This window comes from Ereboglobus sp. PH5-5, assembly GCF_029504805.1.
In the GTDB taxonomy this organism is placed as follows: domain Bacteria; phylum Verrucomicrobiota; class Verrucomicrobiia; order Opitutales; family Opitutaceae; genus Ereboglobus.
The window spans coordinates 51,515-73,878 of sequence record NZ_JAQFIT010000006.1; the positions used below are offsets into that span (position 1 = coordinate 51,515).

General features: G+C 60.8%; 19 protein-coding genes. 8 read left to right on the plus strand and 11 right to left on the minus strand.

The features are described 5' to 3' along the window. Positions 1–87: 87 nt before the first annotated feature. Positions 88–531, minus strand: coding sequence for a DUF192 domain-containing protein (locus M2103_RS05065; protein WP_277509155.1), 444 nt, complete (start codon positions 529–531; stop codon positions 88–90). Between the two features lie 201 nt (positions 532–732). Here M2103_RS05065 and M2103_RS05070 point away from each other — a divergent pair, with 201 nt between their 5' ends. The 4 genes from M2103_RS05070 (at position 733) to M2103_RS05085 (ending at position 4,084) form a co-directional block, all read left to right on the plus strand. Further along, positions 733–1,872 (plus strand): M24 family metallopeptidase, encoded by a 1,140-nt coding sequence (locus M2103_RS05070; protein ID WP_277509156.1) that lies wholly within the window; start codon positions 733–735, stop codon positions 1,870–1,872. Between the two features lie 113 nt (positions 1,873–1,985). Next, the gene (locus M2103_RS05075; RefSeq protein ID WP_277509158.1) at positions 1,986–2,966 is read left to right on the plus strand and encodes a PfkB family carbohydrate kinase; all 981 of its coding nucleotides are present in this window, start codon (positions 1,986–1,988) and stop codon (positions 2,964–2,966) included. Between the two features lie 59 nt (positions 2,967–3,025). Then, positions 3,026–3,481, plus strand: a complete 456-nt coding sequence (locus M2103_RS05080; RefSeq protein ID WP_277509161.1) for a hypothetical protein — start codon at positions 3,026–3,028, stop codon at positions 3,479–3,481. A gap of 69 nt (positions 3,482–3,550) precedes the next feature. Then, positions 3,551–4,084 (plus strand): HAD-IIIA family hydrolase, encoded by a 534-nt coding sequence (locus M2103_RS05085; RefSeq protein WP_277509162.1) that lies wholly within the window; start codon positions 3,551–3,553, stop codon positions 4,082–4,084. A 35-nt stretch (positions 4,085–4,119) separates the two neighbouring features. Here M2103_RS05085 and rmuC read toward each other — a convergent pair whose 3' ends face one another. The 3 genes from rmuC to M2103_RS05100 form a co-directional block, all read right to left on the minus strand. Continuing rightward, a complete protein-coding gene (gene rmuC / locus M2103_RS05090) occupies positions 4,120–5,424 on the minus strand; it encodes a DNA recombination protein RmuC (RefSeq protein WP_277509163.1) in 1,305 nt (434 codons plus the stop codon). A gap of 54 nt (positions 5,425–5,478) precedes the next feature. After that, positions 5,479–5,766: a DUF167 domain-containing protein gene (locus M2103_RS05095; RefSeq protein WP_277509164.1), complete on the minus strand. Its 288-nt coding sequence runs from the start codon at positions 5,764–5,766 to the stop codon at positions 5,479–5,481. 227 nt (positions 5,767–5,993) lie between these two features. Continuing rightward, positions 5,994–6,941 carry a DUF4097 family beta strand repeat-containing protein gene (locus M2103_RS05100; RefSeq protein ID WP_277509166.1) on the minus strand — a complete coding sequence of 316 codons (948 nt, stop codon included), beginning with the start codon at positions 6,939–6,941 and terminating at the stop codon, positions 5,994–5,996. Between the two features lie 132 nt (positions 6,942–7,073). Here M2103_RS05100 and M2103_RS05105 point away from each other — a divergent pair, with 132 nt between their 5' ends. After that, entirely contained in the window at positions 7,074–8,960 is a 1,887-nt protein-coding gene (locus M2103_RS05105) for a heparinase II/III family protein (RefSeq protein WP_277509167.1), read from the plus strand. A 33-nt stretch (positions 8,961–8,993) separates the two neighbouring features. Here M2103_RS05105 and M2103_RS05110 read toward each other — a convergent pair whose 3' ends face one another. Continuing rightward, positions 8,994–10,382, minus strand: a complete 1,389-nt coding sequence (locus M2103_RS05110; RefSeq protein ID WP_277509168.1) for an FAD-dependent oxidoreductase — start codon at positions 10,380–10,382, stop codon at positions 8,994–8,996. Between the two features lie 243 nt (positions 10,383–10,625). Between M2103_RS05110 and M2103_RS05115 the strand changes: the two genes are divergently transcribed. Then, positions 10,626–12,071, plus strand: coding sequence for a Gfo/Idh/MocA family oxidoreductase (locus M2103_RS05115; RefSeq protein WP_277509169.1), 1,446 nt, complete (start codon positions 10,626–10,628; stop codon positions 12,069–12,071). 29 nt (positions 12,072–12,100) lie between these two features. Here the strand turns inward: M2103_RS05115 and M2103_RS05120 are convergent, their stop codons facing one another. Then, entirely contained in the window at positions 12,101–13,021 is a 921-nt protein-coding gene (locus M2103_RS05120; RefSeq protein WP_277509170.1) for an AraC family transcriptional regulator, read from the minus strand. A gap of 66 nt (positions 13,022–13,087) precedes the next feature. On the opposite strand from M2103_RS05120, the gene M2103_RS05125 reads away from it, so the two are divergent. After that, positions 13,088–14,539 (plus strand): arabinose isomerase, encoded by a 1,452-nt coding sequence (locus tag M2103_RS05125; RefSeq protein ID WP_277509172.1) that lies wholly within the window; start codon positions 13,088–13,090, stop codon positions 14,537–14,539. A 12-nt stretch (positions 14,540–14,551) separates the two neighbouring features. Here the strand turns inward: M2103_RS05125 and M2103_RS05130 are convergent, their stop codons facing one another. After that, on the minus strand, positions 14,552–16,087 hold the full coding sequence (locus tag M2103_RS05130; protein WP_277509174.1) for a Mur ligase family protein: 1,536 nt from the start codon (positions 16,085–16,087) through the stop codon (positions 14,552–14,554). A gap of 102 nt (positions 16,088–16,189) precedes the next feature. On the opposite strand from M2103_RS05130, the gene M2103_RS05135 reads away from it, so the two are divergent. Continuing rightward, positions 16,190–16,771 carry a MarC family protein gene (locus M2103_RS05135; protein WP_108824349.1) on the plus strand — a complete coding sequence of 194 codons (582 nt, stop codon included), beginning with the start codon at positions 16,190–16,192 and terminating at the stop codon, positions 16,769–16,771. Positions 16,772–17,137: 366 nt separating this feature from the next. On the opposite strand, the gene M2103_RS05140 is transcribed toward M2103_RS05135, so the two are convergent. The 4 genes from M2103_RS05140 to ettA all read right to left on the minus strand — a co-directional run bounded on the left by M2103_RS05140 (position 17,138) and on the right by ettA (position 22,317). Continuing rightward, positions 17,138–17,506, minus strand: a complete 369-nt coding sequence (locus M2103_RS05140; RefSeq protein ID WP_277509177.1) for a DUF2262 domain-containing protein — start codon at positions 17,504–17,506, stop codon at positions 17,138–17,140. A gap of 262 nt (positions 17,507–17,768) precedes the next feature. Next, the gene (locus tag M2103_RS05145; protein ID WP_277509178.1) at positions 17,769–18,437 is read right to left on the minus strand and encodes a DUF4375 domain-containing protein; all 669 of its coding nucleotides are present in this window, start codon (positions 18,435–18,437) and stop codon (positions 17,769–17,771) included. A gap of 84 nt (positions 18,438–18,521) precedes the next feature. Further along, positions 18,522–20,438 carry a molecular chaperone HtpG gene (gene htpG, locus M2103_RS05150; RefSeq protein WP_277509179.1) on the minus strand — a complete coding sequence of 639 codons (1,917 nt, stop codon included), beginning with the start codon at positions 20,436–20,438 and terminating at the stop codon, positions 18,522–18,524. A 184-nt stretch (positions 20,439–20,622) separates the two neighbouring features. Next, positions 20,623–22,317: an energy-dependent translational throttle protein EttA gene (ettA, locus tag M2103_RS05155; protein WP_277509180.1), complete on the minus strand. Its 1,695-nt coding sequence runs from the start codon at positions 22,315–22,317 to the stop codon at positions 20,623–20,625. Between the last annotated feature and the right edge of the window lie 47 nt (positions 22,318–22,364).

Here is a 22,364-nt window from a genome sequence, read left to right on the forward strand (position 1 = left end):
CTTTCAAGCAGGTAGGGCGAACCGTCCCCGGTGAGCCGCCCAATTTTGGCTCACCAGGACGGTTCGCACTGCCCCAAAAGCCCGCTCTCACCGCGCCGCCTCGTCCCGCAAACCGTAGTTTTCCGGCTTAAAACCGCGCGCTTCCAGCGCCTCCCCGAGCGCCTTCAAGTCGAGTTTTGCGCCGGCATCCGATGTCATCGACGGGGCCGGTTTCACGCCGTGGCGCTCGAACCAGCCTTGGTTCATTTCGAGCGCGTAGTGGATATCCGTGCGCGCTGAGGTCACCGAGGTTTCGTCGAATGGAAACATCTGGCGCACTTCGCGCAGCACGCCGTCTTTTGTGAAAAATCCTATGTCCAACGGGAGCGGGGTGTTGCGCATGTAGAAGCCCATACGCTGCGGGTATTGATAGACAAAAATCATCCCCTGGTCCTCCGCGAGATCGCGACGTCCCATCAGGCCGCGACTGAGTTCGCGCATGTTATTCGGTTGCTCCACAGCGAGTTGCATACGCACGGGCTGATCGTCCACGCTTATGGTGAAATATTCCGAGGCCGATTTTATCGCCTTTGGAGCAGCTGCCGTCTTGCCATCCTTGCAGCTTGTTGCCAGAAAAAGGGTCGCTGCTGTCACAACGATCCTCACAATAACAGAAAGCATATTTGCGTTTTTCACGATACTTGTGGGTAATCGGTGTCCCTTTAAAATTCAATTCCCAATCACAAAATCCAAATGGCTACTCCCACCTCAAAACTCCTCTACGCGGCTTCCGCCAACAATCCAGACCAGCTTTATTTCGGACGCGTCAGCGTGCCCGATCCGTTCATCGCGTTTTCGATCGCGGGCAAAAAATACGCCATCGTCAACGCGCTCGAATACGCCCGCGTCAAGCGCGACTCCGCCTTTGACGTCGTGCTGCCCCTCGAAATCTACGCCGAGAAGGCGATGGAGCGCTTCGGCAAGTTCGGACGCCTCTCACCCGCCGAAACCATTGCCGTGATCGCCGCCGAGTTCGGGCAAAAGTCCTTCCTCGTGCCCGAGGATTTCCCCGCCAGCCTCTACGCGCGCCTCTCGATTCTGCACGGCATCAAACTTGAGCCCGTCAACGGCCCCATTTTCCCCGAGCGCGAAATCAAGACGCCCGCCGAGGCCGCGAAAATCAAGGAGGGCAACCGTTGCGCCGCGGCGGGCATCGCCGCCGCCGAAAAAGTGCTCAAGGAAAGTAAAATCTCCAACGGAAAACTCACGTGGCAACGCAAGCCGCTCACCTCCGAGCGCCTCAGGACCGCCATCGAAATCGCCTGCCTCGAGGCCGGCTCGCTTTCAATCGACACCATCGCCGCGGGCGGCAACCAAGCCTGCGACCCGCACCACGGCGGCAGCGGCGTGCTTCGCGCCAACCAGCTCATCGTCGTGGACGTGTTCCCGCGCGTGCAGGCGACCGGCTACCATGGCGACATGACGCGCACGTTCCTCAAGGGCCGCGCCAACGACTTCCAGAAAAAACTCGTCGCCACCGTGCGCGAAGCCCAACTCGCCGCGCTCAAGCTCGTCAAGGCGGGCGTCAACGGACAAGTCGTGCACCAGGCCGTCAACGACACCTTCTCCAAGCACGGCTACAAAACCGAGCGCACCGAAAAAGGCCCCACCGGCTTTTTCCACGGCACCGGCCACGGACTCGGCCTCGCCGTGCACGAGGCCCCGCGCGTGAGCACCGTCGATTACGTTTTGAAGGCGGGCTCGGTCGTCACCATCGAGCCGGGTCTCTATTATCCCGGCCATGGCGGCTGCCGCATCGAGGACGTCGTGCAAGTCACCGACGCCAAGCCCAAGATGCTCTCCAGCTTCCACTACAACTGGGAAATTAAATAAATGCGAAATGCGGATTCTGGAATGCGGAATGAAAGCTGAAATCTGGAAATCCGCGCGCATATAACGCTTGCGTCCGGCAATTCCGCATTCCGAAATCCGCATTCCGCATTCGTATGATCACCACTGCCACCGCCACCGCGCTCCTTAAAAAAATCGTCGGCCTGCGAATCCTCGTCATCGGCGACGTGATGCTCGACCACTACATTTGGGGCGACGCCACGCGCATCTCCCCCGAGGCTCCCGTGCCCGTCGTGGACATCGCGCGCGACACGCACACCGCCGGCGGCGCGGCCAACGTCGCCCTCAACATCGCCTCGCTCGGCGCGCGCTGCACCGTGGCCGGATTTTTTGCGGACGACGAGGCGGGCAAAAAACTCACCGAAATCCTCGCCGGCCACGACATCGCCACCATCCGCACACCCGGTGCCGGCGCCACAATCCTCAAGACGCGCGTGCTCGTGCAGCACCAGCAACTCTGCCGCCTCGACCGCGAAAACCCGCCCTCGGCCTACGCAATTCCAACCGGAAAAATCACCGCGCTCTTTCGCGACGCGGTCCGCGCCCACGACGCCGTCGTCCTTTCCGATTACGCCAAGGGCATCCTGTCGGACAAACTCGTCGCCACCATCACCAAGATTGCGCGCCGCGAGGGCAAGATCATCGCACTCGACCCGAAACCCAAGCGCGCGCTCGCCTTCCGCGACCTCGACCTCATCACGCCCAACCGCAAGGAGGCGCTCCAGCTCGCCGGCGTCGAACCCGAGGCGGGCACGCCCTTCCCCGCGGCCGAAGTCTGCGCCCGCCTCTACAAACTCTACCGCACCCGCAACCTCGTCATCACCATGAGCGAGGACGGCATGCTCCTTTCGAGCAAGGGCAAGATCGGCAAAACAATCCCCACCGCCGCGCGCGAAGTGTTCGACGTGTCCGGCGCGGGCGACACCTCGCTCGCCGCGCTCACGCTCGCCCTCGCCGCCGGCAGCTCGCTCGAAACCGCCGCGCAATTTGCCAACATCGCCGCGGGCGTCGTCGTCGGCAAGGTCGGCACCGCCGTCGCCAGCCCCGCCGAAATCCTCGCGCGCGCCGGGAAATAGCCCCCGCCATAATTCGCTGGCTCTTTTTTGCCGCGCGCCCCTCACTACCAACACACCGAATGAGAACCGCACTCCTTTTCCTCCTTTCCGCGCTGGCCCTTGCCCTCGCGTCCGGCTGCGCCTCCGGCACGTCCAAAAGCGCCGCCTACAACATCATCCCCGCCGGGGCCCACGGACGCGAAACCTCATGGACCCCCACCGAGGGCGACATCGCCACCCTGGAGAAAAAACTCACGCGCCAGTTCAGCATGCCCGACAAAATGGTCATCTCCGGAATCGCCGAGGGCCTGCCCCCGTATTCACTTTCCGAATACAACATTCGCTACACTGGCACCGGCCCCGTCGAAAGCCGCTACATTCTCGGCGAGGCGGTTCACAAAAGCCTCCCGGAGGCAGCCACGCTTCTCACCGACAGCCGCTATGTGATGCCCGAAAAAGGCGGCCCGCGCTACTTCACCGTCATGTATAAGCCCGCCGAGGAGCGCATCGTGGCCGTGCGCTTCAATGGAAATTAAAATGTGATTTAAGAATATAGAAAGAGACAGCGCCCCCTCCGACTTTTTAATTCATAATTCTTAATTTTAATGAAGGCCCTGTTTCTCGACCGCGACGGCACGCTTATCATCGACAAGCACTACCTCCACGATCCGGAAGGCGTGGAGCTTTTTCCCGGCGTGGCCGAAAGCATCGCGCACGCGCGCAAACTCGGCTACCGGCTTTACCTTATCACAAACCAGTCCGGCATCGGGCGCGGTTATTACACCGAGGCGGACGCCGTTCGTTGCAACGAACGCATGGAGCAGCTCATCGGGCTCGGCCCCCGTCCGCTCTTCGCCGAAATCTGCATCGCGCCCGAAACACCCGAGCAGCCCCAGCGTTATCGCAAACCCTCGCCGCGTTTCATCCTCGAGATGATCGCGCGCGACAACCTCGACCCCGCGCAATGCTGGATGGTCGGCGACCGCGACGCCGACATCGACGCCGGTCTCAACGCAAAAATCCGCCCCGCCGCGCTCTGCACCGGCAAACTCACCCGCGCCGACTGGGCTGCGATTCCCGCCTATCGCGACGTGCCCGTGTTCGACGACTTCCCGGCATTCGCGCGCACGCTGGAATAACCCGGTTTTGCGCGCGAAACCGATTTTCCGAAACCTCACTCGCGCTTGCTGATTTCCCGCGGGGCGGTTTCCACCTGCGAGGGATCGGCCAGTTTCTTCTGCCCCTTCGCGCCAAGCTCCTCGAACTTTCGCGCGCCGGGCAGCACGCTGCCCTCGAGCGAACCGACGGCGGCGTTGTAGCTTTTGGTCGCGGCATCAAGCCCGCGGCCCACTTTGCCCAAATGGTCGGCGAACGTCGCAATGCGGTCATACAACTCGCGCCCGAGCCGGCTGACTTCCTCGGCGTTTTTCGACACTGCCTCCTGACGCCATCCATACGCGGCGGCCTTGAGAAGCGCGATCAAAGTCGTGGGCGTGGCGAGCAGCACTTTTTTTGAAATCGCGCGATCCAGCAGCGTGTTGTCCGTCTGCAGCGCGGCCGTCAAAAAGTGATCCCCCGGCACAAACAAAACGACAAACTCGGGCGCGGGCTGGAACTGCTGCCAGTAATTCTTCGCGCCAAGCTGGTCGATGTGTGTGCGCATTTTTTGCGCATGCTCGGCGAGTTTCGACGCGCGCGCGTTTTCGTCCGCCGCATCAAGCGCGTCGCGATAGGCCTGCACCGGCGTCTTCGCATCGACCACGATGCGCTGCCCGCCCGGCAAGCGCACCACAAGGTCGGCGCGCAGTTTCTCGCCGTCGCCCCCGGTGGCGGTTTCCTGCTCGGTGAAATCGCAATACGAAAGCATGTCGGCAAGCTCAACCACGCGGCGCAGTTGGAGCTCGCCCCAGCTTCCGGCGTAGGAAGTGGAGCGAAACGCATTCGACAACTTGAGCGTTTCCGCCTGCAAGCGGGTTTGCGCGGTGTTGAGCGATTCGAGCTGCTGGCCGAGCTGCCCGTAGGCGTTTGCGCGCTTTTGCTCAAGCTCGCCGATCTTGGTGTCCACTTTTTCGAGCGATTCCTTGAGCGGCTTGACGAGCGAGTCGATCGCCTGCTGGCGCGCGGCGAGGTCGCCCTCGGCCTTTTGCTGGTATTGCTTGAGCGCTTGCTGGGCGAATTGCACAAACGCGTCGCTGTTACTCTTCAGCGCGTCGGAGGAAAGCGCCTTGAACTCCGCGGTCAGGCGCGCGTGCGCGTCGTTGAACGCGGCGATTTTTTCCGCGGCGGCGGCGCGCTCGCCCGCGAGCGTTTTTTCAAGCGCGATGCGCTGCGCCTCAACCTCCGCAAGCCGCGCAAGCTCGGCATCGCGCGCGCGCAACCGCTCGACAAGCGCGGCACGCTGTCCGCGCGCATGAAGCCAGGCCAAAAGCGCGCCCGCGATGACGCCCAAGATTGCTGCGAGGATAAGGTATGCGATCACGATCAGCCCAGCGTTGCGCTTCGCCGTGTTTTGGCAACCAAGGAACGCGACCGCTCACACCTTTAGCCGCGCGCGCGCCTCGTCCAGCGAAAGCCCGTCAATTTGGACGACCTTCTGGCGGGACTTCCCGCCATGCGCGACCGAAACCGCGCGCTTTGGCAGGTCCAGCGTTTCCGCCAAAAATTCGCACAGCTCCTCGTTGGCGCGCCCCTCAAGCGCGGGCGCGCGCACCTTGACCTTGAGCGCGTCGCCGAGCCACCCCGCGACCTCGTTGCGCGGCGCGTTGGGGATGGCCTTGATCGCGAGTTTGCAGGAGGAAGCGGATGACGGTTGGGCGGACATTTTTGCGAATCAGTTTCCGCAAATACGAGCAGTCTTCGCACGCCTCGGCAACACGACAAAAAACCATTTGCGCGCTTCACAATATCCATCCAGCGGAATAGCGGGAACAGAAGCGCAATTACCCCGAGCCAAATCAAAAAACTATAAGCGGGTCGCCAAGCCAAGCGACCCGCTTTGATGAAACGGCGGCCCCCAAGCGGCCGCGGCATCTCAAAATACTTCCGAAATTATCGCGTCTTCACCTCGATATCGCCGCCCGAGGTGCGCACTTTGACCAGCGGTCCGCCGCCGTTGATTCTGCCCGACAGGCGGTTCTTGCCATTGCCGCCCGCAAGCAGGGCGATTTGCAGGTTGCCTTCGGTTTTCACACGCCCGCCTTTTGTCACTGCGTCCACCAGCAATCCGGACGATTTGCCCAGCTTCAATTCCACATCGCCGCCGGAAGTGCTCAGCGAACACTCGCTCGTCACCTCGGAGAGGACGGCCTCAATGTCGCCCCCGCCTGTGCGCGCAGTGATCGCGCCCGAGGCGCCTTTTATCTTGATGTCGCCCCCGCTTGTCGTGATCGCCAAATCACCCGCCACGGCGCCCGTCTCGATGTCGCCTCCGCTTGTTTCGAGCGTCGCGTTTTTTGTGCAACCCGCGAGATCAACATCGCCGCCGCTTGTGTGCGCGCTGACAATCCCGTCGATCCGCCCGAGCTTCACATCGCCGCCGCTCGTGCGCACCTTGACCGTGCCGGCAAGGTCGCCCACGAACACATCGCCGCCGGAAGTCGTAACCGTGGCATCGCATGCGCGCGGCACGGTGACATCGAACTCCACGCAAACCGGCGCGCGCCTCAACGTGGCCTTTGTGTATTTCGCCGACGCGCTCACCGAGTTGCCCGACTGCTCCATGACGAGGTCGAGCGATTTCGCAATCTCATCGGCCTCGGCCTCGCTCTTCGCCCGCGGAAAAATTTGCCGGGCGACAATTCGCACACTTTGAACATCGCCCGGCTCGACGCGCACATTGCCGCCCGACGTCGAGACGGAAAGTTTCGCGCCAGATTGAACCGAAAATGTTTTTTCGACAGCGCGCTCGATTCTGGCCGACGCGACAGTGGAAAAGAAAGCGAGGGCGCAGGCCGTCGCGAGAAACAGAGTTGTTTTTTTGGAAGTAAAAAAGTTCATGCCCCATCAAACACGCCGGGCCGCCGGAAAGTTACACGTCTTGCGAAAAAAGTTTTTCCGCCGCCACGCCGGATAGTATTTTCGCGCTCGTTATTGGCTGGAAAAACAATGCCGCCAGTCTTTCATGCGCGCATGAGAAAACCCCTCGCCGCCCTGTTTTCATTTTTGCTTTGCTCCTTGTTTTTCCCGGCGGTCGCAACCCGCGCGGCAGCCGATGATCCATTGTTAACGCTGCGCAAGGAGCACCCGCGCCTTCTTTTCACCGCGCGGGACTGGGCGGTGTTCGATCGGCGCGCGCGCAATCGCGCCAACGATCCGCAATTCGACGCGCTTCTTGCGCAACTCGAAAAAAACGCGCGCGCAATCCTCGGCGCTCCGGCGCTCGAGCGCAAACTCACCGGACGCCGACTGCTCGGCGTCTCGCGCGAGGCGTTGCGCCGCGTGCTCACACTCGCCGTCGCCCATCGCTCGACGCAAAACGATGCGTTTCTGCAACGCGCCGAGCAGGAGATGCTCGCCGCCGCGTCGTTCGACAACTGGAACCCGTCGCATTTCCTCGACGTCGCGGAAATGACCGCCGCGCTCGCGCTCGGCTACGACTGGCTCCACGAAAAACTATCCCCCGAAACGCGCGCAATCGTTCGCCGCGCAATCGTCGAAAAGGGACTCCGCGAGGGGATCGATTCGAAACTCCGGCGAAACAGCTGGCACCGGCAGGAAAACAACTGGAACCAAGTCTGCCTCGGCGGACTTTCCCTCGGCGCGCTCGCGGTTGCCGGGGACGAGCCCGCGCTTGCCCGCGACATGCTCAAGGCCGCGCGCGCCGGCATCGTGAACGGACTGCGGCCCTACGCGCCCGACGGCGTTTATCCCGAGGGGCCGGGATACTGGAGCTACGGCACGGCGTATCAAGTGCTTCTCGTCGCCGCGCTCGAATCCGCGCTCGGCACGGATTGGGATCTTTGCGCCAGCCCCGGATTCCTCGCGAGCGCCAACACGCAACTCCACCTCACCGGGCCAACCGGCAAACAATTCAACTTTTCCGACTGCGGGCTCCAAAGTTTCTTCGATCCGATTTTGTATTGGTTCGCCGGAAAACTGAACAACCCCGTCCTCGCCGCACCGCCAAACTTGAAATCGCGGGAACGGTTTCTCCCGCTCATCGCGCTCTGGTGGCCGGACGCCGGACTTGCGCCGCCAAACACCGAGCCCGGCCTTCCGCTCGCATGGAAGGGCGAGGGCAAAAATCCCGTCGCGGTGTTTCGCAGTTCGTGGACCGATCCGAACGCGCTCTTCCTCGCCTGCAAAGCCGGCGCGGCCAACGCCTCGCACGGACACATGGACGCCGGCTCGTTCATCCTGGAGGCCGACGGCGTGCGCTGGGCAATCGACCTCGGAATGCAGAACTACGAATCACTTGAGTCAAAAGGCATGCGCATTTTCGGACGCACACAGGACGCGCAGCGCTGGACGGTTTTTCGCATGAACAATTTTTCGCACAACACGCTCACCATCGACAACCAGCCGCACCGCGTTGGCGGGCGCTCGGAGTTTTTGCGATTTTGGCGTGATGGAATAATCATGGGCGGCGAGGACAAATCCAGCGGAGTGGAAATCGACCTTTCCCCAGTGTTCGCGGATCAAGCCGGCAGCGTGCGCCGCGAAATCAGCTTTCAGCCGAAGTCGCGCACCGTCTTCATCAGGGATTCAATCGAGGGCGCCGCGCCCGGCGCCGAAATCCGCTGGGCCATGGTGACAAAAGCCCAAATTCAACTCAGTCAGGACAACAGCGGAGGCCACGCCCTGTTGACACAAAACGGAAAGCAGTTGCGTGCGTGGGCGGGCAACGGGGACGGCGAAAAACGCGAGTTCGAAATCATCCCGGCCGGGGCCTCGGTCAAAAACAATTACGACGCGCCAAACCCAGGCACGCGCATCCTGGTCGTCCGCGCAAAAGCGTCCGCCGGAGGAAGCGCCGTCATCGCGGTGGAACTGCGCGCGGGTGAGACGCCTCGTTGAGTTTGCAACACTCAATGCGCGCGCGTTTCCGCATCAGGACAGCTTCGCGCCTTGCGACAAAAGACGCTCGCGAATCGCCGCAAATGGCACGCGCGCCGGGGCTGTTTGGCCAAGCGCGGCCAGCGCCGCCGCCACTCCCCCGCCCTGCCCGATTGCCATTGCGATTGGCGTGACGCGAAACGCCGCCGACGCCTCGTGTGTCGCGCTGATGCAGCGTCCCACGACAACCAGGTTTTCCGGCCGCTCCACGAGAAGGCTGCGCAGCGGTATGCGATACGCGCTGTCGGGGCGCAGGTGCGTGGTGGTCGTGACCGCCGCGCCGTCCGCGGAGTGGATGTCGATTGGATACGCGCCCAGCGCAATCGCGTCCTCAAAATCGCGCGCGCCGAGTATGTCTTCGGCGGTGAGCACATGCAGTCCGCGAATGTGCCGGCTTTCGCGCACGCCGATTTTGGCGGCGGTATCCATGCGGATGGCCTTCGAAAAACCCACCGCGTGCTTGCGCAAAAAATCAAATATCCGCGCGCACTGGCGGCGGCCGGTCATCCCGGCCTTGCCCAGCGCAAAAGGGTCGGTTGCATCAAGCCCGGTGATGCGCGAAGTGTTCACGATCACAACGCCGGGCTCGGCCGTCTCGAAGAAAAGCACTTGGTCGCGCGGAACATCCACCTCGCCGCGTTCGCGCGCGGCCTTCCACGCGCCGAGGAATCCCGCCAGGCTGATGCGCGGCGAGGTCCGCAAACGGCGCGCGCCCTCCTCCGGCCCGCGCGGATGCCAGAGAAAATCCTCCGGATGCGCGAGCGCGTAGGCGCGAATCGCGGCGGTATCAACATTGGCGAGCTTGAGGTTCATCGTCATCGGTTGCGCCGCGCCGTCTTTTTCCCGGCCAAGCTGGAACGGCACGCCCGCGCGCGCCGCGAGGTCGCCGTCGCCGGTGGCGTCGACAAACACCTTCGCGCGAATCGCGGTGAGCCCGGCCTTGTTGCACACGATAATGCGCGCGATGCCGCCCGCGGCATCGGTTTCAACCGCGGCGAGTTGCGTGTGATAAAGCATGCCGCAGTCCGCATCGGCCAGCATGGTTTCGAGCTCGATCTTGAGCGCCTCGCTGTCGAACGGCGTGACGGTGCTGCAATAAGTCGTCGTGTCGGCAATGTGCCCCGTGCTCGCGCCGCGCTCGCGAAGCCGCCCGATAATCTCGTCGGGAATCCCGCGCACCACCTGCTCCCCGGCGGGATTGTGAAAACTCATCATCGGCCCCACGCCCATCGCCGTGAGCGAGCCGCCGGGAAATCCCTGCTCCTCGACGACAAGCACCCGCGCGCCACAACGCGCCGCCGCGATTGCCGCGACACTTCCCGACACGCCGCCGCCGACAACAACAACATCAAATGCGGGACCTTCGTTTACTGGTAATTCCATGATGAATATCAAATTTTCAAAAGACGATGCCCCGCGCCCGCCGGAACTTCAACGGCAACCGACTGGATTCCTTTGGCATCCGCAGAACCCCGCGCCGCCCGGACTCCGCCCCCCGCGCGCGGAAAAACAAACCTGCCGCATTGACCGGCGATTACAAAAGAGGTTTCTTAAAGGCTTCGTTTCTATTGTTACCTGTTGCACCCGACACCCGCCTCATAATCTTTCACCACCAACATCATCCCCATGAGCACCCAACACAACCACTCGCGTCGCGACTTCCTCAAAACAACAGCCCTCGCGGGGCTGGGCATCGGCCTCGCCGGAATGGCCCCCTCCCGCGCGGCCGGCGCGGAACCCGGATTCGGCGCCGTGCGCAGTCGCGCCAAAAACATCAGCCAGACACGCCGCCGCCCCGCCGGACAAAAACCCGTCCATTCCCTGACCACCTCGCCGATTGAAAAAGTTCGCGTCGGGCTCATCGGCTGCGGCGGCCGGGGCGGCTCGCTGCTCAAGGACCTGTTGAACATCCCCTTTGTTGAAGTCACCGCCATCTGCGACGTCCGCGAGGAACGCGTCGCCATGATGCTCAAGCGCGCCGGGGACAAGGGGCAGACCCCGAGAACCTATTCCGGCGGCGACCGCGCCTGGGAAAACCTCCTGCGGCAGGACAACATCGATGTCGTTTACGTCGCCACGCCTTGGGAATGGCATTGCGAAATGAGCGTCAAGGCGATGGAGGCGGGCAAGCACGCCTTCGTGGAAGTCTCCGCCGCCGTCACGGTTGACGAGTGCTGGAAACTCGTGGACACCTCGGAAAAAACCCAGCGCCACTGCGCGATTTTGGAAAACTGTTGTTACGGCCGCAACGAACTCTTTGTGCTCAACATGGCCCGCGAGGGTGTTTTCGGCGAGCTCACGCACGCCGAGTGCGCCTACATCCACGACCTGCGCGGCATGCTCTTCAAGCTCGGCACCGAGGGCGACTGGCGCCGCGAATACCACAAGACCCTCGACGGCAATCTCTATCCCACGCACGGCCTCGGCCCCGTCTGCCAATACATGGGCATCGGGCGCGGCGACCAGATGAAATACCTCGTCTCCATGAGCTCGCCCGAAGCCGGCCTCTCCAAGTGGCTCAGGGAAAAAAATCCAAACGACGGGCGCCACGCCGGCGAAAAATACGTCTGCGGCGACATGAACACCACCCTTGTCAAAACCGAGCTGGGCCGCTCCATCATGATCCAGCACGACGTGATCAGCCCGCGCCCCTACAGCCGCATCAACGCCCTCAGCGGCACCGGCGGCACCTTTTTCGGCTACCCGAACCGCCTCGCGCTCGATGACCCGAAAAAATACAACCTCAAGGCCAAGAGCAGCCACGGCTGGCTCAAGGACGACGATTTTAAGGCCATGCGCGAAAGGTTCGACCATCCGCTCTACAAACAATTGCAGGAACGCGCCAAGAACAGCGGCCACGGAGGCATGGATTATGTCATGAGCTACCGCCTGCTTGATTGCATCCGCAAGGGTCTCACTCCCGACATGACGGTTTACGACGCCGCGCTCTGGAGCTGCATCCTCGAACTGTCGGCAAAATCAGTCCAGGAAGGCAGCCACCCCGTCGGCATCCCCGACTTCACCCGTGGCGATTGGAAAGCCATCAAACCCCTCGGCATCGCCACAACCTGAACCGGCGCCCACCCAAGAACAAAACGCGCCTAACCCGCGCCCGCCTTGTCATGATTCACAAGGTTGCGCCTCCATGCGCTCGGCGAAATTCCGTGCACTTGTTTGAAGGTGGCCGACAGGTGAAAGGCGGAGCTAAAGCCGAGCTGGGCCGCCGCCTCGTCAAGGGTTGCGTCGGTTGACGCAAGCAGGCGGCGCGCGTGCGCCATGCGCAGATTTATCACATATTGCCAGGGGGCATAATTTGTATGCTGCTTGAAAGCGCGCCGCAAATGCGAGTAGGCCACGCCGAGTTTTTTGGACAGCTCCCGCACATTCACCGCCTCGGTGTAACGCTCGGCAAGGATGCGCTCAAGCTGGCCGACCGAATGGCTCAGGCGCGTGGGGGGCGCGTTCTCAATCCGGCCCGCCTGCTCCCACGCGGCGAGGACGGCGTAGGCCGCCGCGCTTCGCGCCGGGTCGTGCGACGCGCCGTTTTCCCTTGAGTGCGTGTGCAGGCGTTGCAGCGACGCCTCCATTTCCGTCGCGAGCACGTTCGCGCGCACGGATTGGGCGGCATTGATGATTTTTTTTGAAATCAAGCGCGTCACGAGCGGGCCGCGCGCCTCCAGCCAGCTCTCCACCCAGCCGGTCTGCGGGTCGGGCTGGTAGCGGTGCCAGACGCCGGGCAGCAGGGCGAATGCCGCGCCCGGGCCGACTTCGACCAGCCCCGTCTGGCGGGTTTCAAACCGTCCGCGCCCCTCCTCGATGAGGACGATTTGAAGCGCGTCGAGGACGCGACCGCGCGTCCAGTTCAGCGCGTGGTCGTCGGGATGCGCGGACATGGGATAACGGGCGCCGGGCGGAATGCGGGTGAACCCCGACGCGGTCACCGCCAGCCCCCAGATGTTCATTTCGGGCGGCGTTGCGAAATAGCGAAAATAATCACGGGCGGTTTTGTCAGGGGTGGACATTTTTTATATGAAAAAAAGCAATAAGACAATTCACAACGCTGTGTCCACACGCTAAGCTTCACAACCATGAATTCACCGAATGCTCCCCAAAATGCGTCCGCGCTTCGAATCGGTTTGTTTGGCATTGGCCTGGACGCCTACTGGCCCCAATTTTCCGGCCTGAAGGAACGGCTTGAGGGTTATTTGGCGCGGGTCGCGCAAAAACTGGCGCGTCCAAACGTCGAGGTGGTGAATGTCGGCCTCGTTGACAATGCCGACCGGGCGCGCGAGGCGGGCGGCGAGTTGCGGCGCGCGGATGTGGACTTGATCTTTTTGCATGTCACCACGTATGCGCTGTCCTCGACGGTGCTGCCGGTCGTGCAGCGGGCGCGAGTGCCCGTGATCGTGCTCAATCTCGCGCCCGAGCCGGCGATCGACTACAAAACTTTCAATAACATGGGCGATCGCACGCGGATGACGGGCGAGTGGCTCGCGCATTGCGCGGCGTGCCCGGTGCCGGAAATCGCCAATGTCTTCAATCGAGCGGGCGTGCGGTTCCACCAAGTCACGGGCGTGCTTGAGGACGACCCCGTGTGCTGGTCGGAGATCGACGCGTGGGTGGAGGCCGCGCGCGTGGCCGCCGGCATGGCCGGGAACCGGCTCGGATTGATGGGGCACTATTACGGCGGCATGCTGGACATTTACTCGGACGTCACGCTGCAATGCGCGACGTTTGGCACGCATGTCGAAATGCTCGAAGTAGAGGAGCTGGTTGCGCGCCGGCGCGAGGTCGCCGCGGATAAAATCGCCGCGCGCGTGGCGGAGTTTCGAGAGATATTTGACGTGCAGCCCGACTGCGGCGACGACGCGCTCGCGGAAGCCGCGCGCACATCCGTCGCGCTCGACAAGCTGGTCGCGGATTATCGCCTGGGCTCGATGGCGTATTTCCACAAGGGCTCCGGCGTGAAGGAATGCGAGGACGCGATCAGCTCAATCATACTCGGCACGTCGATGCTGACCGGTCGCGGCGTTCCCGTCGCGGGCGAGTATGAGGTGAAGAACGCGCAAGCGATGAAGATCATGGATTTGTTTGGCGCGGGCGGCTCGTTCACGGAATATTACGCGATGGATTTCGCGGACGATGTCGTGCTCATGGGGCACGACGGTCCGGGGCACATAAAAATCGCCGAGGGCAAAACCAAGGTGCGCCCGCTCACGGTTTACCACGGCAAGGTCGGCAGCGGCGTTTCGGTCGAGATGGCCGTGCGCCACGGGCCGGTGACCTTGCTCTCGGTGGTCGAGACGGGCGACGGCAAACTCGGCCTGCTCTGCGCGGAAGCGGAGTCGGTGCCGGGACCGATTCTCGCCATCGGCAACACAAACAGCCGCTATCGCTTCAAGTGCGGCGCGCGCGAGTTTGTGAATCGCTGGAACAGCCACGGCCCCGCGCATCACTGCGCGGTTGGCGTCGGTCACATCGCGCAAAAGATCGAAAAACTCGGCCAGTTGTTGCAGATGCCCGTGGTGAGGGTCTGCTAAGGGCAGTCCGCGTCACGCCGCCGCCTTTGCGTATTTCGCGATGATGCCGTCGAAGCTGCCGTTGCTGAAAAAGATCACGGCACGCGGATTCGCGGGATTCGCCGGAAGCGTGGCGGCGGTGAGTTTTTCGAGAAGCGCGACGTTGCTCGAAAACGCCCCGGCGCGGATGTCGCGCGCGGCGAGTTGTTGAACCACGGCGGCGGTGTCGAAGCGCTCGTCGGCTGAAAGTTTTTCGGCGCGGCTAACCGGGCCGAGATAAACTTCGTCGGCAAAAACAAGCGCGGCGGCAAAGTCGTCTTGCAGGGCGCGCGTGCGCGCGGTGTTGCTGCGCGGTTCAAAAACCGCCGTGAGGGTTGCGCCGGGAAAACGGTTGCGAAAGGATTTTAGTGTTCCGGCAATCGCGGTCGGATGGTGCCCAAAATCCTCAACCACGGTGAGCGCGGGAGTGGCGACAAGTGTTTCCTGACGGCGTTTCACTCCGCGAAAGCGAGCGAGCGGTTCGGAGATGCAAAGGTTTTCTCCGGGTAGGGCGAAGCCTCCGGCTGAGCCGATATTGATGGGAGAAACTGACGTTTCCGACTCAGCCGGAGGCTTCGCCCCGCCAAGGCTTAGCGCCGTCACCACGGCTGCCATCGCGGCATTGCGGGCATTGTAAAGGCCGGGCGTGGCCATGCGGATTTTTGTCCACTCGGCGCCGTTCCAGAGAAGCGTGAAGGATATGCCGTCCGCGTCCTCCGAAAAGTCGGCGATGCGCGCAAAATTATTCTCACCCGTGCCGACACCGAGGATTTTGCACCAGGTCACTTTTTCGACGACTTCGCAAAGGTTGGCATCGTCGCCATTAAAAACGATGGCGCCATTGCCCGGCACGAGGCGGGTGAGGTGCGTGAACGTGCGTTTCACGTCGGCGAGATCGCGGAAGATGTCGGCGTGGTCGAACTCGAGGTTGTTGAGGATGGCGATGCGCGGCGCGTAATGGATGAACTTGCTGCGCTTGTCGAAAAACGCGCTGTCGTATTCGTCGCCCTCGATCACAAAAGGATCGGCGGGCGCACCGAGGTGGTTGCCGACGGGCGGATCCTGCGGAACGCCGCCGATGAGAAAGCCGGGATCGCGCCCGTTTTTCCGAAGGAGAAACGCCGTCATCGCGGTGGTGGTGGTTTTGCCGTGCGTGCCGCAGACGACGATGTTGTCGCGCCGTGCGAGGATGTGATCGTGCAGCAACGCGGGGAGCGACGTGAAGGGAATCGCGCGCCCGGCGAGAAGCCATTCGACCTCGGGATTGCCGCGCGACATCGCGTTGCCGATTACGACGAGGTCGGGCGCGAGTTTTTCGAGGCGCGCGGGATCGTAGCCCTCGTGGAGCGAAATGCCCGCCGCCGCGAGCACGGTGCTCATGGGCGGATACACGCCGGAGTCGGCTCCGAGCACCTCGTGCCCGGCGGCGCGCACAAGCAGCGCCGCGTTGCCCATCGCCGTGCCGCAAATGCCCATGAAGTAGATTCGCATGATGCCATGTATGCGCATGGATTTTTCGGGATGTGTCAAAGTGGAAGCGGTGTCCCGCCGCTTGTTTTTATAAAACGAAGGGGGACGCGCCCGACTTCACTTTGGTTTGCCCTTGGCGCGCGTTTTGTGATGATTCGCGGCATGATTGAATTGGCTGAGAAATTTCTTAAGGCATTCATTCCGCTTTTTGTCGCGATGGACCCGATCGGGCTTGCGGCGTTGTATCTCGGTTTCACCCCGCTCATCCCCATGGAAAAGCGCAAGCGCATCACGCGCCAGGCCATCCTCACGGGCGCGGGCGTGGCGTTGTTATTTTTGTTTCTCGGACAGGCGATTTTCCGCGCGCTGTATATCACGCCGGGCGATTTTCAAATCGCCGGCGGGCTTATCCTGTTGATCCTGGCCGCCCGCGATCTGCTCACATCAAGCGAATCGGCGCCGCAAACGCTTTCGGAGGATTTTGGCGTGGTGCCGCTGGGCATGCCGCTCATCGCGGGGCCGGCGGTGATCGCGACTTTGTTCATCTGCGTCGACATGGTCGGTTTTGTGATGACGCTTGCCGCGCTCGCGGCGAATCTCGCGCTCGTCGTGCTCGCGCTGGCGTGGAGTGACAAACTCGGAAAACTGATCGGCATCACGGGCATGAAGGCGATTTCGAAAATCATCTCCATGCTCCTCGCCGCAATCGCCATCTCAATGATTCGCCAAGGGCTCAACTCATGAGCATGCGCAACACGCAATGCGCGCTTCTGGAAAGTGTCATTGGGGCCGTGCGTTTTCAGCAAAACAGCAATCTTCGAATCGGTAAAAAAAGTTGGCCGGTCGCCTACCCCTAAGCGACCGGCCATTTGCTTTCTTAGTTACCCCAAAACTCCCGCTATGCGGGAGAAGTGAAATTGATAAGCAGAGAAGATTAAATTCAGGTGTCTTCGTCAACAAGAAATTGAAATGTTCTTTCAATTAAAAGTTAATTCATTCATTACCAATGAATTAAAATGTAATTATTTTTGCCCATTTCATGATATTCATGCTGCTACAGTCATTTTGGAGGTGTAGCGGGCTTTCACTCCAACCTTTTTTGCTTATTGGTTATCCGATGATGTCTGCAGAAGTTGGGGCGCCATCTTCGACTGAGACTTCGATACTATGGCCGGCGAATAATCCTGCATCGTCGAAATATACCACGGAGGCCCCGACTTCGTCGAACAGGTGAATGCTTGGGTTGGTCAACATGCGGGCAAATCGCTTCTCATCCACGGTCCCAATGCTCTCATCAAGCCAAGTGTCATTGTAGAGAGAGCACAATTCTTTGGCCGCAAATGCGCGAAACTCCGGCAATCGTTTGACCAGGCTTTTGTAGTGTTTGACCGCCGTGGCTGAAGGTTTTCCGTCTTTCAGATATGGTCCATCCATTATGCGCACGGGAACGTTATCAAAAGTTAACTCGATATTAGGCATCGTATTTTTCTTCTGGTTAGCAGTGATATTAGACCAAAGCGGTCGAGGGGAAAAGGAGCGGGTTTATGGACGACAACGTTTTTGTTGTCGCTGCGGACGTCAACGGTCGAATTGCATCCGGCGGCAGGAATGCCGCCGCTCCATTATGCTCACGCCGTCTCCAGAATCTTGTAGATTTGCGCGACCATTTTACTGGCGTTGCTGAAAATTTATTTGGCGGTCATTACGATTTTTGTGCGATAGTGACGCTCTTTTATGGCTATTATTTCGAGATATATGAATACAATTTTTCGACATAAACCGCCTCATAAAAATTATAGGCTTGGTTAAAATCTTTTTCTATTCCCTCAAAAATTTTACCGTCGATGTCTTCAACTATTTCGCAACATTTCTCGTCATCTTCGGGGATCACTTCATATGGAAACAATGAAGTGATGCGTCTCGCAATATTCGCATACTTTGGAAATCCGATTTGATCGAAACCTTCCGCCGCCCAATTGGCAAATGCATGAGATTCATTTCCCAAATATTGGATGATTCCTCCGTTAGTAATTTCACCAATAAATGTCTCTATAGCCAAAATGTGTTTCTCTTTTGGGGTTAAGGCATCAGGACCGCTCTCATACCATTTCGCATATGCTTCGCTGAAAAAAATACCGCAAGCTTCTCGTTGTTTGCCGCGCAGTGTTCGCAAATCTCGCAGTTCTGCCGCCTTGATCGCGAGCGCGAAATCGGATGGTTCTGGAATTCCGTTTGTGCCGGGAAGTGTGGAAGGATCCCGCATCCAACCGGCGACAATCTCATCGAATTTTTTTCTGCGAACATGCTGAATGCAGTAGCCGCACAATCCGTCATTGAATTTGGCGGTGACAGGAAGAACAAGCCGGTCACATGCAATGCATTTGATGCGTGTTTCTGAATCTTGGCTCATTTGTTTGTGGCTGGATCAGACAGCACCAATTGCAGCAAAACAGTTTTATGTGCGGAGAGTTTTCGAACTTTGTTGATAACTACACTACGCCGTCTCCAGCAGCTTGTAGATTCGCGCGACCATTTTGCTGGCGTCGTCGAGGAGGCCGGCGCTGATGAGGGCGTTGTCCAGGATTTGCTCGGCAATCAAAGCGGCTTTTTCGGGCGCGGTTTTTTGCGCGTCGGCAAGGCGCTTGATCACGGCACTGCGCGGGTTGATTTCGAGATTCACCTTGAGCGGGGGCTCGGCGGGGATTTCTCCCTCCTTGCCGTCGGTTCCCGAGGCGGCTTGCTGCTGGCGCATGGCGCGCATCATGCGGCGCATGTGCGCGGGCATGGGGTCGGCGTTGAGCGCGAGCGCGGGCGAATCGGTGAGGCGGTCGCTCGACTTCACCTCGGCGACGCCGCGCGCGGTGAGCGTTGTTTTGAGCCATTCGACGAGGGCGGCGGTGTCGGTTTCGGAGAGCGCGTTTTCATCGGCGGGCGGCTTGGGCGCGTCGGGGAGTTTCAGGTCGGCGCTGTCGGCGGAGACGAGTTTTTTGCCGTCGAATTCGCGGACGTTGCTCATCACGTAATCGTCAACGGCCTCGTAGCAGTAGAGGACCTCGAGGTTGCGCGATTTGAAGCCCTCGATGTAGGGGCCGCTTTCGATTGATTCGCGGGTGGCGCCGATGAGGTAGTATATCTCGGTTTGGCCTTCCTTCATGCGCGAGACGTAGTCGGCGAGCGAGGTGGTTTTGCCTTTTTCGGTGAGCGAGGATTCGTAGCGGAGGAGCTTGGTGAGTTGCTCCTTGTGCGTGAAGTCGAGCGCGGCGCCTTCCTTGAGGAAGATGCCGAACTGGGCGTAGAGGTCGGCGTAGGCGTCGGCGTTGTTTTGCGCGAGTTCGTCGAGGTGCTTGAGGAAGCGCTTGGTGATGACCTTGCCGAGTTTGTCGAGCAGCGCCTTGTCCTGCATGGTTTCGCGCGAGATGTTGAGCGGAAGATCCTCGCAATCGACGACGCCTTTGAGGAAGCGGAGCCATTCGGGGAGGAGGTCTTTCGGGCGCGAGTCGATGAGGACTTTGCGGCAGTAGAGCGCGACGGAGGGCTCGAGGCGCGTCATGCCGAAACGCTCGGGGTTTTCGTTGGGCACGAAGAGGAGGGCGTTGATGGCGAGCGGGGCGTCGGCGGAAAAGTGGAGGTGCGTGCGCGGCTCGTCCCAGGCGTGGGCTTGGAACTTGTAGAACTCGGTGTATTCCTCGGGTTTGATTTCGTTTTTGTTGCGCAGCCAGAGCGCCTGGACGGTGTTGATGCGCTTGGTGTTGAGGTTGACCGGGAAGGAGACGAAGGCGGAGTAGTGCTCGAGGATTTGCTTGATGCGCGCCTCGCCGGCGAAGTCGGCGCAATCGTCCTTGAGCGTGATGGCGATGGAGGTGCCGCGCGGGGTGTCGGCGGGCGCGGTTTCGATGGTGTAGGAGCCGGAGCCGTCGCTCGACCAGGTGTGCGCGGGCTCATCGGCACGCCATGAGCGCGAGGTGACGCGCACGTGCTTGGCGACCATGAACGCGGAGTAGAAGCCGACGCCGAACTGGCCGATGAGGTTGGCGTTTTTCTGGCCGTTTTCACCGAGCGCCTTGAGGAAGGCCTTGGAGCCGGAGTGCGCGATGGTGCCGAGGTTTTCAACAAGTTCGGCGCTGGTCATGCCGAGGCCGTCGTCGGCGATGGTGATGGTTTTTTCGTCGGACTTGTCGTCGGTGGTGATGTTGACCTCGAGGGGGCGCTGGTCGTCGGGGAGATTTTTTTCGGTGAGCTGGAGGTGGCGGAATTTTTCGAGCGCGTCGGAGGCGTTCGAGACGAGCTCGCGCACGAAGATTTCCTTCTCGGTGTAGAGCGAGTGGATGACGATATCGAGGAGCTGCTTGATCTCGGCCTGGAACTCGAATTTTTGCGGTGCGGTTTGTGCGTCGTTTTTTTTGTCGGACATGATGCGAATAATGCGTGTTGAGTTGTTGTGTGTTTGGTTTGTGAAAGTGTCGAAAGAGAAAAAGGATTTTAGCCGCGCACGGAAAAAATCAAGAGCGGGGTTTGCTGAGAGCACCGGCGCGAAAACGGGAAGGAGGACGCGCGCATCCTTGAACACACGCGAGCGAGCGCACGGCATGCTCCCCCTATCGCGTCAATTTGCGGTATTTAATGCGGTGCGGCTGGTCGGCGTCCTTGCCTTTGCGGCGGCGGTAATCCTCGAGGTAACTCGTGTAATTGCCCGACCACCACGCGACGGCGCTGTCGCCCTCGAAGGCGAGGATGTGAGTCGCCACACGGTCGAGGAACCAGCGGTCGTGCGAAACAACCACGGCGCATCCGGCAAAATTTTCCAGGCCTTCCTCAAGCGCGCGGATCGAGTTCACGTCGAGATCGTTGGTCGGCTCGTCGAGCAGGATCAGGTTGGCGCCGCTCTTGAGGAGGCGCGCGAGGTGCACGCGGTTGCGCTCGCCGCCGGAGAGGATGCCAACTTTTTTCTGCTGGTCGGCGCCGGTGAATCCGAATTGCGCGCAGTAGGCGCGGGCGTTCACTTCGCGCCCTCCCGCCCCTCCGAGCTTCAGGATTTCCTGCCCGTCGCTGATGGCTTCGTAAATTGTGGATTCGTCGGGAAGCGAGTCGCGCGATTGATCGACGTGCGCGATTTGCACCGTCTCGCCGATGCGCAGCGTGCCCGAGTCGGGTTTCTCCGCGCCAGTGATGAGGCGGAAGAGCGTCGTCTTGCCCGCGCCGTTCGGCCCGATCACGCCGACGATGCCGCCGGGCGGAAGCGAGAAGGTGAGGTTTTCGAAGAGGAGTTTGTCGCCGTAGCTTTTCGCGAGTTTGCCGGCCTCGACGACAAGCGTGCCGAGGCGCGGGCCGGCGGGAATGAGGATTTCAAATTCGCGCTCCTTTTCGGCCATGTTTTCCTTGAGCATCGACTCGTAGGCGCTGATGCGCGCCTGCGATTTGGCGACGCGCGCCTTCGCTGATTTGCGAATCCATTCGAGCTCGCGCGCCATGGCCTTCTGGCGGCGGTCCTCGGTGCGCTGCTCGATGGCGAGGCGGCGCTGTTTTTGCTCGAGCCACGAGGAATAATTTCCCTGCCACGGAATGCCGTGACCGCGGTCGAGTTCGAGAATCCAGCCGGCGACATTGTCGAGAAAGTAACGGTCGTGCGTGACAGCGATGACGGTGCCTTCGTAACGCGAGAGGTGCTGCTCGAGCCAGTGAACGCTCTCGGCGTCGAGATGGTTGGTCGGTTCGTCGAGCAGGAGGATGTCGGGTTTTTGGAGGAGCAGGCGCGCGAGCGCGACGCGGCGGCGTTCGCCGCCGGAGAGCGTGTCCACGATTGTTTCGGGCGGCGGGCAACGAAGCGCGTCCATGGCCATGTCAACTTGCGAGGCGACGTCCCATGCGTTGAGCGCGTCGATTTTTTCCTGAAGCTCGCCCTGCTTTTCGGTGATGGCGTCGCGCGCGGCATCGTCGGCGGCGGAGTCGATTTCGTCCCATGTGGCGTTGTAGGCCTCGACGAGATCGGCGAGGTGTTTCACGCCCTCCTCGACGCAGGCGCGCACGGTTTTGCCGTCGGCGAGCTGCGGCTCCTGTTCGAGCAGGCCGACGCTGTATCCGGGTTTGAACACGACCTGGCCGTCGAACTCCGTGTCGCGACCGGCGAGGATGCGCATGAGCGAGGATTTGCCGGAGCCGTTGAAGCCGAGCACGCCGATTTTCGCGCCGTAGAAAAACGAGAGCGAGACGTCGCGGAGGATTTCCTTGCGCTCGATTTTTTTCGAGACGCGCATCATGGAAAAAATGATTTTGGGTTGTTCGTCGGTGGCCATGGCAATTGTCAGAAAACTAATAACCTCAAAGAGGCGCAAGAGTCACA